Here is a 16,988-nt window from a genome sequence, read left to right on the forward strand (position 1 = left end):
CTACTCCTAAACGTTCATCTGTCGCAGCTGGGGGCGGCTCGACTTGGTGGCCAGCTTCTCGATCCGGGCCGCCAACTGCGCGACGGTCGGATTGCGGAACACGGTCGTGACCTTCACGTCGACGTTGAGCTCATTGCGTATGCGGCCGATCAGTCGGGTGGCCAGCAGCGAATGCCCACCGTGCTCGAAGAAGTCGATGTCGATTCCGGGTTCCTCCACCCCGAGCAGCTCGGCGAACATCCGGCAGAGGACCTGCTCGTTGTGGTCGCGCGGCCCTCGTCCGGTGGCGGCTTCGGTGTGGTCCGGTGCGGGGAGCGCATTGCGGTCGAGCTTCCCGCTCGGTGTCGCGGGGAGCTCGGCGAGAGGCACGATCGCCGAGGGGACCATGTACTCCGGCAGATGCGCCCGGGCCAGATCCGTCAGGGCCTTGAGGTCCGGCTCGGTCGCCTCCGCCTTGCCGTTGCCCGGCACGACGTACGCGACCAGCCGCTGGTCACCGGCGCGGTCCTCGCGGACCACGACCACCGCGCTGTCGACATCCGGATGCGCGGTCAGCACCGACTCCACCTCGGCCAGTTCGATGCGGAATCCGCGGATCTTGACTTGGAAGTCGGTCCGGCCGAGGTACTCGATCTGGCCGTCCCTGGCCCATCGCACCAGGTCCCCGGTGCGGTACATCCGAGACCCCGGAGCACCGTACGGGCAGGCCACGAACCGTTCCGCGGTCAGCCCGGCCTGCCCCAGGTAGCCCCGCGCCAGACCCACCCCGGCCAGATACAACTCACCGGCGACCCCGGGCGCGACCGGACGCAGCGCCGCGTCCAGCACATACACCTGCGTGTTCCAGATCGGCGTGCCGATCGGCAGCCGATCCGCCCCCGGCACGTACTGCGCCGCCGTCACCTCCACCGACGCCTCGGTGGGCCCGTACAGGTTGTGCACCTCACACCCGGGCAGCACATCGGTGACCCTGCCGGCCAACGCCGCCGGGAACGCCTCACCCGCGACCTCGATCCAGCGCAGACTCACACACTCCTTCGCAGCCGGCTCAGCAATGAACGCCTCCAGCAAAGAAGGCACAAAGTCCGCACCGGTCACCCGCTCCCGCCGTATCAACCCCGCCAAATACGCCGGATCCCGCCGCCCGTCCGGACGCGCCACCACCACACCCGCACCCACCTGCAACGGAGCGAACAACTCAGGCACCGACACATCGAAACTCGCCGACGTACTCAGCAACACCCGGTCCTGCGCACCCACCCGGAAATGCTCCAGACCCCACCGCAACCGATTCATGATCGACCGGTGCGCCACCGGCACACCCTTCGGCCCACCAGTAGAACCCGACGTGAAAATCACATACGCCGCATTGTCCGGCGACAGCGAACGCTCCGGATTCGTCTCCGGATACCCGGACACCTCCGGAAGCACCCCATCCAGCACCAGCAACGGCTCCGCACACTCCAGCACATGCCGCACCCGGTCCTCAGGCAGCTCGGTATCCAACGGCACATACGCCGCACCCGCCTTCACCACCGCATAAACCGCCACCAGCAACTCAACCGACCGCGGCACACGCACCGCGACAAGCCGCTCAGGACCCGCACCCCGCTCGACCAGCCAATGCGCCAACCGGTTCGCACGCCGGTTCAACTCCCCGTACGACAGACTCTCCCGCTCACCCACCACCGCAACACACTCAGGCGTCCGCTCCACCTGAGCCTCGAACACACCCGGCAACGTCCCCCCACCCACCGGACACGCCGTCTCATTCACCCCCCGCACCAACCACTCCCACTCATCCTCCGCCAACACCTCCACCCCACCAACCGCCACCAACGGATCAGCGAGCAGCTGCTCGAGCACCCGGACGAGCCGGGCGGCGATCGCCTCAGCCGTCTCACGGTCGTAGAGGTTGTTCTGGTAGTCGAGAGAGAGCCGCAAGTAGGGGTCGGAGGCGTTGAGGGTGAGCGGGTAGTGCGAGCCCGCGTACGGCCGGATGGCGTCAATGGTGAACCCGGCGGAGGTGTTCGCGTCGACCATGCCCTCGCGGTCGATCGGGTAGTTCTCGAACACGACGATCGTGTCGAACAGGGCGGGCAGCCCGACGCCGCGCTGGATGTCGGCAAGCCCGTAGTAGTGGTGGTCGAGCAGCGCGGTCTGCCGCTCCTGCAGCGTGGTGATGACGTCGGCCATGCTGTGCTCGGGTCGGCAGAGAGCCCTGGTCGGCAGGGTGTTGATGAACAGACCGACCATCTCGTCGGAACCGGCCACGTCCGCCGGGCGACCGTTGACGACGGCGCCGAACACCACGTCCTGCCGGCCGGTCAGCTTCGAGAGCAGGATCGCCCACGCGCCCTGCAGGAGCGTGTTCAGGGTGACCCCGAGTTCCGCGGCGCGCCGGGCGAGCTCACGTCCCTTGTCGATCGACAGCGGTACCTCGACCCGCCCGAGGGCGGACGCCGCCTCCTGGACCGGAGCGTCCGGTGCCACCAGGGTCGGCTGGTCGAATCCGGCGAGTTCAGCTTTCCAGCGAGCGGCCGACACCTCCCGGTCCTGCGTGGCCAGCCAGGCCAGATAGTCACCGTAGCTTCGGGCCGGGGAGAGCTCGCAGGTCCCGGAGTACAGTCGCACCAGGTCCGTGATCACCAGCGGCGACGACCAGCCGTCGAACAGCGTGTGATGCGCCGTGAAGATGAGTTTCGCCCGCTGCGTACCGCAGGTGAGGAGCGCCAGGCGGAGCAACGGCGGCCGGGTGGGATCGAGCTGGTCGGCCCGGTCCTCGGCAAGTGCCTTGTCGAGCGCCGCGTCCTGCTCGGCCTCGTCCCGGCCGGTCAGGTCGATGTGCCGCCAGGGGACGGTGACGTGTTCCGCCACCACCTGCACCGGCTCACCGCCTGCACCGGTGAGGAACGCGGAGCGCAGGTTCGGGTAACGGTCGAGGAGCGCCTGCCCGGCCGACCGCATGCGCTCCGGGTCCACCTCCCCGGACAGATGCAGCACGAACTGCATGTGGTAGACGTCGAAGGAGCCATCGGCGAGCGCCGCCTGGAACTGAATGCCGGACTGCCCCGGGGCCTGCGGCCACACCTCGGTCAGCCGGCCGTAGCGCGCCTCCCATGCCTCGATCTCGTCCTGCCGCACCGCGACCAGCGGGGCGTCCGAGGGCGTGAGCCCGCCGGTCTGCGGGCGTGCGGCGTGCGCGGCCATGCCGTGCAGCACCTCGACCCACAGCTCGGCCAGCTCGGAGGTCCGCTCGCGGGACAGCACCCCGGTGGGGAACATGAAAGCCGTCTGCAGCCGGGTGCCGTCGGCGGTGTCCGTGGCGACCGAGTTCACCTCGAGCGCGGACAGCGCGGGGAGGTCCGGATCGGGCGCCGGGATCAGCTCGGTGGCCCAGGAAGCCGGCCCCCAACCGTCCGCGCGCAGGTGCTCCGGCACGTCGGTGTCAGAGATCCGGCCGAGGTAGTTGAACCCGATCTGCGGCACCGGGAGCCCGGCGAGCTGCCCGGCGGTCTCCGGGTTCAGGTGGCGCAGCAGCCCGTACCCCAGGCCCTTGTCCGGGACCCCGCGCAGCTGCTCCTTGACCAGCTTGATCGCCCTCCCTGCCGCGGGGCGGCCTGCCAGCACGTCAGCCAGGTCCACCCCGCTCACGTCGACCAGGGCCGGGTACATGCTGGTGAACCATCCGACGGTCCGGGAGAGGTCGGCACCGGGGACGACGTCCTCCTCACGGCCGTGCCCCTCCAACCGGACCAGGGTCGGGCGGTCCGCACCGTGCCACCGGTTCACCGCCAGGGCGAGCGCGGCGAGCAGCACGTCGGTTCCGGTGCCCTTGAAAGCCGCGGGAAGCTTGGTCAGCACCGCCTCGGTGACTTCGGCGGGCAGCTCCACCCGCACGGTGTCGAGCGTGGACATCACATCGACCGCCGGGTCGAACGCCCGCCTGCCCACCGGGGGGTTCGGCGCCTCGAGCGTGTCGCGCCAGTAGGCCAGTTCCGCTTCCCGTTCCGGGGACAGCGCCTCGGCCTGCAGCGCCGACGCCCAGCGGCGGGCCGATGTCCCGACCGCGGGCAGCTCGGGCGTCTTGCCGGACCGGACCTGCTGCCACGCCTCGGCGAAGTCCGACATGAGGATGCGCCAGGAGACACCGTCCACCACCAGGTGGTGCAGCACCACGAGCAGCCTGCCCGCCCCCGACTCCGCTGCGAACCAGACGCAGTCCACCATGGTCCCGGCTTCCGGGGCGAGTCGCCCGACCGCGTCGTCCAGCTCCGCCTTCGCCGCTTCCAGCGAGGACGGCTCGTCCCACCGGCCGTCGCAGGAAACCCGGCGGATCAGGTCCGCCGCCCGTACGGCGCCCGCCGGACGGACGACGAGGGAGAGCTCCTCGCCGCGCACCAGCTGAGCGCGCAGCAGGTCGTGCCTGTCGAGCACGGCGTCCAGCGTCGCGGCGAGTCCGTCGGCATCGATGCCCGCAGGGAGCTCCAGTGCCATCGCCATCGCGAACCGGTCCGTCCCGCCACCGTGCTCGAACACGTGCCGGGCCACCGGCTGCAACGGCATCGGGCCGACACCACCGCTGTCGTCCTCGGCGAGAGCCGGCACCCGGTCCTGGCGGGCGGAGGCCGCCTCGGCGAGGCGGGCGGCCGTGCGGCCCTCGAAGATCTCCCGCGTGGTGAGCTTCAGGCCCCGGGCCCGGGCCCGCGCGACCACCTGGATCGACCGCAGGCTGTCCCCGCCCACCGCGAAGAAGTCGTCGTCGACACCGACCCGCTCCACGCCGAGCACGTCGGCGTACGCCGCGGTGATGATCGTCTCGGCCTCGGTACGCGGCTCCCGGTAGGCCTCGCCCACGAACTCCGGCTCGGGCAGCGCTGAGCGGTCCAGCTTGCCGGTCGGTCCGAGCGGCAGCCGGCCGAGGGCGACGAAGGCCGACGGCACCATGTAGTCGGGCAGCCGGGCCGCGACGAACTTGCGCAGTTCGGCGGCCGAGGCTCCGGCCAGCACGTCCACATCGCCGATACCGCCGAGGCCGTCGTCGCCGACGGCTCCGTCACCGGTGTGCACCACGTACGCGACGAGCCGCCGCCCGCCCGAGGGCATCTCCCGGCTGATCACCACCGCCTGGCTGATCCCGGGGTGTTGCGTGCACGCTGCTTCGACCTCCGCGGTTTCGATGCGGAAGCCGCGCACTTTCACCTGGCCGTCGGCCCTGCCGACGCACTCCAGTTCGCCACGCGCGTTCCAGCGGGCCAGGTCACCGGTGCGGTACATCCGCTCGCCCGCGGGGCCGAACGGGTTGGCCACGTAGCGCTCGGCGGTCATGCCCGGGCGGCCGTGGTAGCCACGGCCCAGGCAGGTACCGACCACGTACAGCTCACCGACCACGCCCTGCGGCACCGGGGCGAGTCCCGGACCAAGGACGTAGGCACGCATGTTCCCCAGCGGGGTACCGATGGGCGAGACGTCGCTCTCCGCCCATTCCTCGAACGGTTCGAGGGAGAAGGTGGTGGCGTAGAAGCTCTCGCTCTGCCCGTAGGAGTTCACGACCTGCACACCGGGCAGGGCTTCGCGCACCTGCCGCACCAGTCGGGCGGGGAGCACATCGCCCGCGAGCACGACGGTGCGCAGGTTCGTCGTCCTGTCCAGGTGGCCCACCAGTTCCCCGAGCACGGACGGAACCGCGCTGATCACGTGACCGTCCCAGCCGTCCCGCTCGGCGAGGGCCAGTGCGCTCGGCACCACCTCGGCGATGCCGCCGGTGGACAGTGTGGTCAGCAGCTCGAATACCGAGACGTCGAAGTTCACCGAGGTACCGGCCAGCATCCGCCACCCGGGGGGCGCGTCGAGCACACGCACCAGTTCCTGCACCCCGTTGACGACGTTGCGGTGGGTGATCGCCGCCCCCTTCGGCTTGCCCGTGGAACCGGAGGTGTACATCACGTACGCCAGGTTGTCCGGCCTGGGCGGCGCGATCCGGCCCGCGGCGGCCGGCGCCCCCTTGACCGGCTCCCATTCCGCGTGGTGGTCGAGGTTGATGCTCGACATGTCGTTCTGCGGAAGGTCCTTCCGCGTCGCGGTGTCGGTGACCACGAAGCGCGGGCGTGCTTCGGACAGCACACTCTGAGCCCGTCCGCCGAGATACTGCGGGTCCATCGGCAGGTACCCGGCACCGGACTTGAGGATCCCGAGCAGCCCGGCCACCAGGCCCTCGGTGCGCGGCAGCGCGAGGACCACCAGATCTTCCGGCCCGGCACCACGCCGGACCAGCTCCCACGCGACGCTGTTCGCCCGGTCGTCGAGCTCCCGGTACGTCAGCGTCCGGTCCTCGCACACCACCGCCGGCGCGTCCGGCGTCCTGGCGGCCTGGCGTTCGAACAGTTCCGGAACGGTCAGCTCGGACAGCGCTGTGGCAGTGTCGTTGAACTGGGTCAGCACCCGGTCCCGTTCGGCCGCGTCGAGCACGTCGATGCTGCCGATGCCGCGTCCGGAGTCAGCCACGAGACGCTTCAGCACGCGGACGAACCGGTCCGCGATGCCCTCCGCCGTGTCCCTGTCGAACAGGTAAGTGGCGTATTCCAGGCGGCATTGAGCACCGCCTGAGCCGTCCGGCAGCAGGTCGAAGAAGAGGTCGAACTTGGCTGTCCCGGTTTCGAGCCTCTCCGCCCGGACGTCGAGGCCGGGGAGGTCCAGACCCGGTACGGGCGGCTGCCAGGAGAGCATCACCTGGAAGAACGGGTGGTAGGCGGTGGAGCGGTCCGGGTTCAGCAGCTCCACCAGCCGCTCGAACGGCATGTCCTGGTTGTCGTACGCGGCGAGGGAACGGTCCCGCACCCGCTGGAGCAGCTGGCGGAAGGTCGGGTTTCCGGAAAGGTCGACGCGCAGCACCCAGGTGTTGACGAAGAACCCGACGAGGTCCCGCAGCTCCTCGTCGGTGCGGTCCGTGATCGGCGCGCCGATCGGCACATCGTCACCGCACCCGAGGTGGTGCAGGAGCACCGCCAGCGCCGAGTGCATGACCATCGACACCGTGGTGTCCTGTTCTGCGGCCAGCTTCTCCACGGCACCGAGCAGGTCCGGGGCGATCGAGAACTGGACCCGGTCGCCGTCCTGGCTCATCGCCCTCGGGCGCGGGCGATCCGTCGGCATGGCCAGCGGCTGCGGGAGGTCGGCCAAGGCCTCGCGCCAGTACTCCAGCTGCCTGGCTGACACGCTGTCCGGATCGGACTCGTCACCGAGCACGTCCCGCTGCCACAGCGTGTAGTCCGCGTACTGCACCGGGAGCGGCTCCCAGGCCGGGGCTCTGCCCTCGGTGCGGGCCGCGTAGGCCCTGGTGAGATCGCGGAACAGCGGCCCGAAGGACTCCCCGTCCACAGCGATATGGTGCGCCACAACGACGAGGGTGTGCTCGCGCGGTCCGCACCGCACCAGCCTGGAGCGGATCGGCACGTCGGCGGCCAGGTCGAAAGCCCCGGTGGCCACCTCGTCGATTGCCGCCGCCCGCTCCTCCTCCTCCGTGACCTCGACGACCGACAGGACGAACGGATGCTCCGCCGAGGGCAGCACTCGCTGATGCGGGACGCCCTCGTCGTCCTCGACGATCACCGTGCGAAGGACCTCGTGCCTGCGGATGACGTCGCGGAACGCCGACTCCAGCGCGCGCACGTTCAGTTCACCGGTCAGCCGCAGGGCGAATGCGCCGTTGTAGGTCGGTGAAGGGCCTTCGAACTGGTCCACGAACCACAGCCGGCGCTGCGCGAACGACAACGGAATCATTGTTTCTCCAAAATCGGCAGAACCACGGGGCGGGCCGCCACTCAGCTCTGGTCGAGCAGCGTCAGGAGTTCGGCGTTGTAGAAGTCGTCGATGGAGCACGCACCCGAGAGCGTCGAGAAGTACCGGTCGATCAGCTCCTGATTCCCGACCAATTTCTGCAGGAGATCGGTCCGCCCCTCGGGTTTGAGCTCGGCCACGTTGAGCGCGGCCTGGTAGAAGCTGAAGTGGTTCTCCTCCAGGTCGTCCTCGTAGCACTCCAGCGCCGCGTCGAGCGCCGCGTCGTCGTGCAATTGCGCTCCGATGTGCTCGGTGAGGGTCCGGGCCTGGATGAAAGCGTCGCTGATTCCGCGTGCGGTGATGGAGTCCTTGTGGTTCACCGCGTCACCGACGAGTGCCCAGCCGGGTCCGAATGCCTTGCGGAAGTAATTCTCCTGGTGCCCCGTGCCGTACAGCTGCTCCACACGCTCGCCCGCCTGCATCCGCTCGTACAGCTGGGGCGCCGTCGTGCGGAAGGCGTCGAGGTAGCCGGGTTCCACTGCGGTGCGGACGCCGGAGAACTCGTCCTGCGGAAAGTAGGCCATGAGCAGCGTGAGGTCGTCGTTGGTGGGGATGACACCGATCCAGCGCCCCGGCCGCTCGTACAGCTCGAAGTGCGCGGGAACCCCGGACCAGTAGCTGTAGTAGGTGCAGGTCATCCGCGGGTGCTCGATGACGTTCTGCGCGCCGACCTTGCGGGCCACCAGGGACCGCATGCCGTCCGCGCCGACCACGAGCCGCGCCCGGTCCGTCGCCTGGGCACCACCGGCCGTCGTGTACCGCACCCCGACGACCCGGTCGTCCTCGAACATCAGGTCGGTGACGGCGCAGGAATCCCGGAACTCCACACCGGCCGCAACGGCACCGTCCGCGAGGATCGGGTCGAGCACGTAACGCCTCGGAGCGTACGTGGTCCGCTGGCCGTCGACCGGCAGGGAGAAGCCGTCAAGGCGGACACCGAGAGCCTCGTAGCTCTGGTGGCTGATGGGCCGGCAACCCGCGTCGCGGAGTTTGTCGAGCAGCCCCCACTGATGGAGCAGTGCCACGCCCGGCTGGTGGATGTAGTGCGAGGACAGCGTGTCCTGCGGGAACCGCGCTTTCTCCAGGAGCAGGACGCGATAGCCCTGCCGCGCGAACAGCATGGCCGTCGGCGAACCCGCACAACGGGCACCTATGACAATGACGTCGTACATGGCGCCTCTCCTACTCATGGTTTCTTGGATCCTCCGCGACCACGGCCGGACACTGCGGGAACCGCGTCCGACGCTATGGGGCCACCGAATCCAGGGATGCAATGTATGCAGAGATCGACGCCACCGTCGGGTTACGGAACATCTGATCCATGGGGACCTCGACGCCCAACTCTTCGATATAGGCGGATTGAATCCTGGCCATGATCACGGACTGGCCCCCGAGGGCGAAGAAGTCATCGTCCATCGCTATGTCTTCGCGCTGGAGTTCCCGGCACCAGATGCTTTGCACGCTGTCGGTGATCATCACAGTCCTCTCGATTGTCATCAAGCTCCCTCGGCTACGCCGCCGTGCCACTGCCGGTGAACTGGCTGCGGCATACGTCGGCCAGCGCCGCGCGGTCCACTTTCCCGTGCGGGCTCAATGGAATTCGCGGAATGCTCAGGAACCTGGCCGGCACCATGTTCCGCGGCAGCGTCTCCGAGAGGCGCGTGCGCAGGTCGTCCCCGGCGGGACCGTCCCCCTCAGGGACGGTGAACGCGGTCAGCTCTGCCTCTCCGGAGTCGGCGTACGTCACGACCACGGCGGCCTCCCGGACCCCGGCCAGCCTGCCGAGCGCGCGCTCGATGTCCGTGGGATCGATGCGCATGCCCCGCACCTTCACCTGGGCGTCGATCCGGCCGAGGACGACGAGGTCCCCGGTCTCGGTCACGTAGCCGCGGTCTCCCGTGCGGTACAGCCTGCGGGGCGCACCGTCGACCAGGACTGTCGTGAACTTCTCGGATTCAGGGCCTGCGCCGTTGAGGTAGCCGGCGCCGACGCCGGCCCCGGAGATGCAGATCTCGCCTTCCTCCCCCGCCCCGACACCGCGCAACTGCTCGTCAAGGAGGTGGATCCCGGTGTTGTACGCCGGCCTGCCGACCGGTGCGATGTCCTCATCGCCGGGCCGGTGCCCGGCGAGGTCGTACGACGTCGCGACATCCGTGCACTCGGCGACGCCGTACTGGTGCAGGAGAGTGCATGTGTTGCCCTCGCGCCGCGCCCAGTCCGCGATCCGTTCGGCCTTCAGCGGCTCACCGCCGAACAGCAGGTAGTCGAGCCGGGTGAGCGCGTCACCGCCCCGTGCGGTCTCCCAGTCCACCAGCAGGTACAGCGTGCTCGATGCACAGTGCACGACGCGTACCTCGTGCTCGTTCAGCATGCGGTAGGCCATCATGGCGTCGAAGCTCCGGCTCGCCATCAGGTACTGGGTGGCGCCGCAGAACAGCGGTGTCATCAAAGCGCGTTGGGACAAGTCGAACCCGAAGGCGCTGACGACCAGATGGTGCGACCCGCGGTGCAGGCCGTACTCGAGCGTCAGCCAGTTCATCAGGTTGAACCAGCCCTCGTGCCGCACCGCGGTCAGTTTCGGCGTACCGGTCGACCCGGACGTGAAGACCGCGTAGCACACGTCGTCCCCTGTGACCGGCACGTCGGGTCCGGCGGCCGACGGAAGACCGGCCGGCTGATCGGGCAGCCGCTCGATATCGATGACCTCTGCGGCCGCCGGCCCGACCAGCCCGGCTGTCGCCCGGGAGGCCACGATCAGAGCGAGACCGGGGATCTGGCCCAACAGCAGTTCGAGCCTCGCCGCGGGGTAGGCCGGATCGAGCGGCACGTAGGCCGCGCCTGCCTTCAGTGTGCCGAGGATGGCGACGAGCATGTCGATCGAGTAGTCGAGACAGATGCCGACCTTCGCACCCCGGCCATGTCCGCGCCGGGCGAGGAAGTGCGCGAACCTGTTCGCCTTCCCGTCCAGCTCCGCATACGTCACCCGCTGTCCGGCCCAGAACACGGCGACGGCGTCGGGGGTGGCTGCCACGTGCCCCTCGAACTGCTTGTGGACGACGGGTGCCGAGGGCAGCGCGACCTGCTTACCCTGAAGGATCATCAACTGACTCCGATACAGATGGTGTCCGGTCGGCCGGGCCGCCGACGTGACTGCGGGAAGCGGGGCTGCCCGGCATCACTTGGCGGTGTGCTTCTCGGCGGTCCGCCGGTCATCGGCGGCGTCGAGCACCTGGGCCACCCACTTGTCGACGGGCAGACCGTGCGCGGCGGCCACTTTCGCGTAGTGGTCGAGTTGGCCGGCGGACAACTCGATGGTGAGTGTGGTGCCTTTCCGCATTCGCTTGTCGGTGGCCTCCGTCCCGGCCGGATCGGCTACCTCGTGCTTCGCGTCACCGGTGCCCGGGAAGACCGCGGTCGTCGCGCGCTGCTCGGCCAGGCTGGCGCGCACCGTCCTGCGGAGTTCGTTGCGCGACCACTTCTGCTGTTCGGCCTTGCGCAGCCAGTAGTCCTGCTCCGGTGGTGACAAGCGGGTCACCTCGGCGTGGTGGGCGAAGCTGAGGCTGTCCCGCCTGCGGCGGTGCTCGAACCGCCGAGCCACCCACGCGTAGTTGCGCAGGGTCTGGTAGTCGAGCCCGGTCCTCTCGATCGCCTCGCGGTAACGCCGCAGCCCGTAGGTGGTCTCCCCGAAGATCAACCAGTCGGCGAGCCACCATGCCGAGGACTTCGTGAGCTCGCGCAGGCTGGCCCCGATCTGCTCCCAGGACCGTTCCGGCAGGTTCTGCGGGAAGATCATCCCCGACTTCTGCACCTGTGCCTGATTCCCGACGAAGGACAGCACCACATCGCGCTGCACGGGCTCACCACCGGTCCCCGCCGACCCCGCGTGGAATCTGCTCACGGTTCTCACAGGACGCCCCTCGCACCCGTCGTATGCCCACCGGAGCGTTCGCCAGGGCGTGTGCCGATCGCCCGGCCGGGCCCCGGGGCGGCGATCACTGCCGCTTCACTTCCGTCAGCCTGTTCATGTACTCCGCGGTCTCCCGCTGCCTGCCGGATTCCCCCTGGGTGAAGTGGCTGCATACCTGGTCCCGCACCTCGCTGCTCTGCTCCTGGCTGAGCTTGAACATCGCCCTGGCGTGGGTGACCGTGAACCGGAAGGCCCCCACCGCGGGCAGGATCTTGCGGAAGTAGTCGATCGACCCGGACATGTCCCAGCCGCATCCGAAATCGGACTCGAGGACCGAAACGGTGGACCGCACAACGGACAGCGTCTCCTCGGCGGACTCCACCTTGTCGACCACCCCGCGCACCTGCACGGCCGTGAAGTTCCAGGTCGGTGCCGCGGGGGTGAACCCGTAGACCTCCGGCGAGACGTAGGCATGCGGGCCGGTGAAGCTGAGCACCGCGGGCATCGCGGGCCCCAGCGCCGACCACTGGGGATTGCCCCGGTTCATGTGGCCGAGCAGCGTCGCCCCGGTCAGGTCCGCGAGCCCGTCGACGGGTCGCTGCGGATCCGGGATGACAGGCAGGTGCGTGCCGTACGGCCCTTCCGCGTCGTCGCCGTTGGTCATGAACAGAGCCAACGGGTTCCGCCGCATCAATTCGACGATCCACTGCGTATCGGGCTCACGGTACATGCCAGGTACGAACATTCGTATTCCACTCCTCCGGAGAATCCGACCGGCGTTCAGTCCGTTGCCATGGCCTCCCGCAGGCTCTTCGGGCGCATATCCGTCCAGCTCCGCTCGACATATGCCAGGCACTCGGCCTTGGGTGCCTCGCCGAAAACCACCCGCCAGCCTGCGGGCACCTCGGCGAAAGCCGGCCACAGGGAGTGCTGCTCCTCGCCGTTCACCACGACGCAGAAACGGCCGTCCTCGTCATCGAAGGGGTTCGTGCTCACTGGCACCGTCCTTAAATCGTCACGATGTAACTCGGGATGAGAAAGCCCAGGACCAAACAACCCGGGTCAGCGCGGGGCAACTCAGCATGGCAATTCGCCGGGGTCCGGTCGACCCCTGACCATCTCTGGGCAACAACTCGGGATTGCAATGAGCGCGGACCGGGCACGAGTTCGCCGTTCGGCGTCGTCCTGTCGACAGGACACCCGGCGTCCTCGGTCGCCCTGGAATGCTGACGCCACGCTAGGGAACCGACCGCCTTTGCCACAAGGGCGACGGGCACCGGGCTCCCGCTCGTCCGGCCGCACCTGTATACCTGTACCCCTCCCGGGTCCTGTGCCACGATGGCCGAGCATTGGCCCGTGGGCGGGCCTGCTCGAATTCGGGTTCAGCCGACCTCCTCCCCGCCGAGGCGATCGAGAGCGCGCAGTCAATCACGGACCCGCGCGGCCGGCCCTCCAGGACCCCGGTCTCCCGGGTGGAGAAAGACCGGAAAATGCCCCACCCAGCCGAACACCGTCGCGCAGCGGCGACTGCACTTTGCGTCACGACGAGGGCAAAGGAATTTCTGATGGACGCATGGGCCGAAGCCGTACCGCTCGCATCGGGCCGGCCGGGCGCCGACGTGAGTCCTGCCTACGACGGCAGGGCCTCGGGGTGTTTCGTGCGACACGACGACAGAAAGCTCATCGACGAACTTACGACTGGTGATCGGTCTTGAAGTCAGAATCCGAGTACGCGACAGATCCAGACGACGACACGCGACGGTTGCTGTTGCGCCACATGCTGGTGGCCAGAGGCGTCGATGAGGAGGCCCGTCAGCTCCAGAGACAGGGCGCGCTCGACCTCTGGCTGTCCTGCCAGGGGCAGGAAGCAGCGCAGGTGGGCTCCGCGCTCGCCGTCGGCCCGTCCCCGACGGTCTTTCCCAGTTACCGCGAGCACGCGGTCGCCCTTCTGCGGGGTGTGACACCGGGCGAGCTGGTCGCACAGTGGGCCGGCCGCACGTTCTGTGGATGGGACCCGCGCCGGCTGCGGTTCTTCCCCTACACGCTGGTTCTGGCCGCACAGACGCTGCACGGCGTCGGCTACTCGATCGGACAGCGGTTGCAGGGGCGGGAGGACTTCACCGTCGTGTACGTGGGCGACGGCGCCACCAGCGAGGGCGACATGTCGGAGGCCATGAACCTCGCAGCCGTCGAGTCGGCATCCGTGCTGTTCGTCTGCCAGAACAACGGCTGGGCCATCTCGAAACCGGCCGGGGAGCAGATGCGCACCTCACTGGCCGAGCGAGCCCGGGGTTTCGGGATCGAGTCCGCACGGGTGCGGGGTCAGGACCCGGAGACCGTCTTCTCGGCTTGCTCCACGGCCGCCGCCCACGTCCGAAGGGAGCGGGCGCCCTACCTCGTCGAGCTACAGGTGGGGCGCATCCACGGTCACTCGACCTCCGACGCCCATGAGGAGTACCGCAGCGGCGAGGACATCGCAGAGGCCAAGGCCGCGGACCCGGTGCCCGCGTACGTGGCCCGGCTGAGCGGCCTGGGCCTGGTGGACACCGCGTGGCTCGACTCTGTCGACGCGGAAGTACGTGAGCTGCGCGAGCGGTTGATGAAGGAGTACGCGTGAGGAGCACCGTTTCGTCCGTCCGCCTGGCGGAGTCGATCAACACAACCCTCGCCGACCTGCTCGAGCAGGACCCGAAACTGCTGCTGCTCGGCGAGGACATCGGACGCCTGGGGGGCGTCTTCCGGGTGACCCGGGGCCTCAGGGAGCGGTTCGGCAACGACCGGGTGCGCGACTCGCTCCTTGCCGAGTCCACCATCGTCGGCCAGGCCATCGGCATGGCGATGAGCGGGCTCGTGCCGGTCTGTGAGATCCAGTTCGACGGGTTCACCTATCCCGCGGTGAATCAGCTGGTGACCCAGGCGGCCCGGATCGGGGACCGGTGGAACGGACAGGTCAGCCCGAGCCTCGTCGTGCGGATCCCGACCGGCGGCGGGGTCCGGGGCGTCGAGCACCACAGCGAGTCCAACGAGGCGCTCTTCGCCCGCGTCCCGGGAATCTCGGTGGCGTGTCCCTCCACGGGCGAGGACGCCGACCAGATCCTGCGGTACGCGGTGACGCTCGGTTCGCCCGTGGTGGTGTACGAGCCGATCCGCCTGTACTGGCGGCGGAGCACACCCGCCCGGGTCCCCGAGCCGGCGAGGACGCCGACCGCGGCCCGGGTCGTGAGGCGTGGCACGGACCTGACGATCGCGACATTCGGCGCAGTCACCCACGAGGTCCTGGAAGCGGTGCACGCACTCAGCCCGGATGTGGACGTCGAGGTGGTGGACCTGCGCTGGGTGGCCCCGCTCGACCTGGACACGGTCATGGAGTCCGTTGCCCGCACCGGGCGGCTGCTGATCGTGCACGAGGGGTCGAAGGACTTCGGCATCGGTGCGGAAATCGCCGCGTCAGTGGCCGATCGCGGCTTCCACACCCTCCGGGGCCCGGTCCGCCGGCTGGCGCCCGACCGCCGGGCCTATCCCCCGGCGGATTTCGAGAAGGACTACCTGATCGGTGTGCAGGAGATCAAGGACGAGGTGCTGGTGATGACGAAGTGAGCGACTCCTCCCTGGACATGCACGTTCCCAGCTTTGGGCACGGCCTCGGCGAGGCCCTGCTGGTCGAGTGGATCGCCGCTGTCGGCGACCGGGTCGAGCGGGGTGATGTCATCGCCGTCGTGGAGACCGACAAGGCCAGCACGGAGATCGTGGCGGAGCGGAGCGGGCAGGTCACCGCCCACTCCACGTCGACCGGCACGATCATCGAGTCCGGGCAGGTGCTGTACCGGCTGGCGGCCGACCAGCCCTCCCCACGCCCCGAGACCCCAGAGTCCAGTCACCTGAACGGAGAAGGAACATGAGCGACATTGAGAGCCGCATCGCGGACACCATGCTGGCCAAACTGCGCGAGCGGGACGCGTCATTGGGTCCCGAAGACCTCACCCGGCCGGTCGCCGACCTCGACCTCGACTCCCTCGACCTGGTCGAGCTGCACCAACAACTGGAGCGCGAACTCCAGGTCAAAGGCGATCTGCAGGAAACTGCGGGCTTCGCCTTTCTGGACGACTTCAGCACCTATTTCGTGAAACTGGCGAGCGGGGAATGAGTGCGGGCATCGTCGACATCGCCACCGCGAAGCCCGGCCGGACGATCCACAACGACCACTTCGCATCGATCGGTCTCACGGACGAATGGATCCGGCGCCGCAGCGGCATCGCGTCCCGCTCCTGGCTACCGGACGAGACACCGCTGACGGAGGTGGCGGCGGAGGCCTGCGCGCCGATCGTGACGAGGGCGGGCGATCCCTCCTCGATCGGCGCCCTGGTCGTCGTCAGCACCTCGGTGCGGCAGCGCGTCCCGGGTGTCGCGCAGAAGGTGGCCCAGCTTGCCGGTCTCGGCCCCTCCGTGCTGGCCTTCGACATGAACGCGGCCTGCTGCGGATTCGTCTACGGGCTGATCACCGGGCTCTCGCTCTGCGACGCCGGACAGGCACGGTCGGTCCTGGTGTGCTCGGTCGAGGCCATGTCCCGGCTGGTGGACCGCACGGACCGGCAGACGGCGTGCATCTTCGCCGACGGCTCCGCCGCCGTCCTGCTCGAGGAGCGCGCGGAGTTCGCGGACTTCCGCCAGATCGCCGGCTGCGACGGCTCCCGCGAAGCGCTCATGCGGGAGACCGACGCGGGCGGCATCCATCTCGACGGGACGCAGGTGTACGACCGCGCCGTACGCCGCATGTCGGAGTCGGCGCAGTACCTCTTCGACCACGGCCCCGCGCCGACCGTCCTGGTCGGCCACCAGGCGAACGGCCGCATCCTGGAGCAGGTCCGCAGCTTCTCCACCCATCTCGGCGTGCCTTTCGTGAACCGGATCGAGAACTCCGGGAACACGTCGTCCGCCTCGATCCCGATGGCGTTCGCCGAGGAGCTGGACGCCGGTTCTCTGCCCGCCGTGGGACGGCTCGGCGCCGTGGCCTACGGCGCCGGTGAGGCGTGGGGCGGTGTCTCGGTCGACTACCGAGTGCCCACCGTCACGGCTCCCTGACCGGGCCGGGAAATCGGGAACGTACTCGATCACAGGAGGTTGTCATCTACTCGCCAGAAGCCTGGGTCCTGCGCTCCGGTGCACTGACCGGCCCTCACAACAGCAGCGGCGGCGCGCTGCAACGCGATCGGTTCACCTTCGGCCCGCTGGATGAGGGTGAGGCGCT

General features: G+C 69.1%; 12 protein-coding genes. 5 read left to right on the plus strand and 7 right to left on the minus strand.

Annotated features, from left to right (window positions below):
• Positions 1-6: 6 nt before the first annotated feature.
• The 7 genes from PJ985_RS05355 to PJ985_RS05385 all read right to left on the minus strand — a co-directional run bounded on the left by PJ985_RS05355 (position 7) and on the right by PJ985_RS05385 (position 12,739).
• The gene (locus PJ985_RS05355; RefSeq protein WP_271682362.1) at positions 7-7,779 is read right to left on the minus strand and encodes a non-ribosomal peptide synthetase; all 7,773 of its coding nucleotides are present in this window, start codon (positions 7,777-7,779) and stop codon (positions 7-9) included.
• A gap of 41 nt (positions 7,780-7,820) precedes the next feature.
• Positions 7,821-9,008 (minus strand): NAD(P)/FAD-dependent oxidoreductase, encoded by a 1,188-nt coding sequence (locus PJ985_RS05360; protein ID WP_271682363.1) that lies wholly within the window; start codon positions 9,006-9,008, stop codon positions 7,821-7,823.
• A 73-nt stretch (positions 9,009-9,081) separates the two neighbouring features.
• On the minus strand, positions 9,082-9,312 hold the full coding sequence (locus tag PJ985_RS05365; protein WP_271682364.1) for a phosphopantetheine-binding protein: 231 nt from the start codon (positions 9,310-9,312) through the stop codon (positions 9,082-9,084).
• A 34-nt stretch (positions 9,313-9,346) separates the two neighbouring features.
• Positions 9,347-10,936 carry an amino acid adenylation domain-containing protein gene (locus PJ985_RS05370; protein ID WP_271682365.1) on the minus strand — a complete coding sequence of 530 codons (1,590 nt, stop codon included), beginning with the start codon at positions 10,934-10,936 and terminating at the stop codon, positions 9,347-9,349.
• A 75-nt stretch (positions 10,937-11,011) separates the two neighbouring features.
• Positions 11,012-11,734, minus strand: a complete 723-nt coding sequence (locus PJ985_RS05375) for an LmbU family transcriptional regulator (protein ID WP_271682366.1) — start codon at positions 11,732-11,734, stop codon at positions 11,012-11,014.
• Between the two features lie 94 nt (positions 11,735-11,828).
• Positions 11,829-12,488 carry an FMN-binding negative transcriptional regulator gene (locus tag PJ985_RS05380; RefSeq protein ID WP_271682367.1) on the minus strand — a complete coding sequence of 220 codons (660 nt, stop codon included), beginning with the start codon at positions 12,486-12,488 and terminating at the stop codon, positions 11,829-11,831.
• A 35-nt stretch (positions 12,489-12,523) separates the two neighbouring features.
• Complete coding sequence (locus tag PJ985_RS05385; protein WP_271682368.1) at positions 12,524-12,739, minus strand: MbtH family protein; 216 nt, start codon at positions 12,737-12,739, stop codon at positions 12,524-12,526.
• A gap of 715 nt (positions 12,740-13,454) precedes the next feature.
• Here PJ985_RS05385 and PJ985_RS05390 point away from each other — a divergent pair.
• Genes PJ985_RS05390 through PJ985_RS05410 form a run of 5 tightly spaced genes read left to right on the plus strand, consistent with a single transcriptional unit; the run spans position 13,455 to position 16,822 of the window.
• On the plus strand, positions 13,455-14,360 hold the full coding sequence (locus tag PJ985_RS05390; RefSeq protein ID WP_271682369.1) for a thiamine pyrophosphate-dependent dehydrogenase E1 component subunit alpha: 906 nt from the start codon (positions 13,455-13,457) through the stop codon (positions 14,358-14,360).
• Entirely contained in the window at positions 14,357-15,340 is a 984-nt protein-coding gene (locus PJ985_RS05395) for an alpha-ketoacid dehydrogenase subunit beta (RefSeq protein WP_271682370.1), read from the plus strand. The genes PJ985_RS05390 and PJ985_RS05395 overlap by 4 nt, the downstream gene beginning before the upstream one ends.
• Complete coding sequence (locus PJ985_RS05400) at positions 15,337-15,642, plus strand: lipoyl domain-containing protein (protein WP_271682371.1); 306 nt, start codon at positions 15,337-15,339, stop codon at positions 15,640-15,642. Before PJ985_RS05395 ends, PJ985_RS05400 begins: the two co-directional genes overlap by 4 nt.
• The gene (locus tag PJ985_RS05405) at positions 15,639-15,887 is read left to right on the plus strand and encodes a phosphopantetheine-binding protein (protein WP_271682372.1); all 249 of its coding nucleotides are present in this window, start codon (positions 15,639-15,641) and stop codon (positions 15,885-15,887) included. Before PJ985_RS05400 ends, PJ985_RS05405 begins: the two co-directional genes overlap by 4 nt.
• Entirely contained in the window at positions 15,884-16,822 is a 939-nt protein-coding gene (locus PJ985_RS05410) for a ketoacyl-ACP synthase III (RefSeq protein WP_271682373.1), read from the plus strand. The genes PJ985_RS05405 and PJ985_RS05410 overlap by 4 nt, the downstream gene beginning before the upstream one ends.
• Positions 16,823-16,988: the final 166 nt, after the last annotated feature.

The sequence above is a fragment of the Streptomyces sp. ACA25 genome (assembly GCF_028200735.1).
Classification (GTDB): Bacteria; Actinomycetota; Actinomycetes; order Streptomycetales; family Streptomycetaceae; genus Streptomyces.

Bases quoted from the DNA above. Each gene is read 5' to 3' on its own strand.
- PJ985_RS05380 (WP_271682367.1), bottom strand. From the start codon at position 12,488: ATGTTCGTACCTGGCATGTACCGTGAGCCCGATACGCAGTGGATCGTC.
- PJ985_RS05360 (WP_271682363.1), bottom strand. From the start codon at position 9,008: ATGTACGACGTCATTGTCATAGGTGCCCGTTGTGCGGGTTCGCCGACG.
- PJ985_RS05370 (WP_271682365.1), bottom strand. From the start codon at position 10,936: ATGATCCTTCAGGGTAAGCAGGTCGCGCTGCCCTCGGCACCCGTCGTC.
- PJ985_RS05365 (WP_271682364.1), bottom strand. From the start codon at position 9,312: ATGATCACCGACAGCGTGCAAAGCATCTGGTGCCGGGAACTCCAGCGC.
- PJ985_RS05405 (WP_271682372.1), top strand. From the start codon at position 15,639: ATGAGCGACATTGAGAGCCGCATCGCGGACACCATGCTGGCCAAACTG.
- PJ985_RS05410 (WP_271682373.1), top strand. From the start codon at position 15,884: ATGAGTGCGGGCATCGTCGACATCGCCACCGCGAAGCCCGGCCGGACG.
- PJ985_RS05355 (WP_271682362.1), bottom strand. From the start codon at position 7,779: ATGATTCCGTTGTCGTTCGCGCAGCGCCGGCTGTGGTTCGTGGACCAG.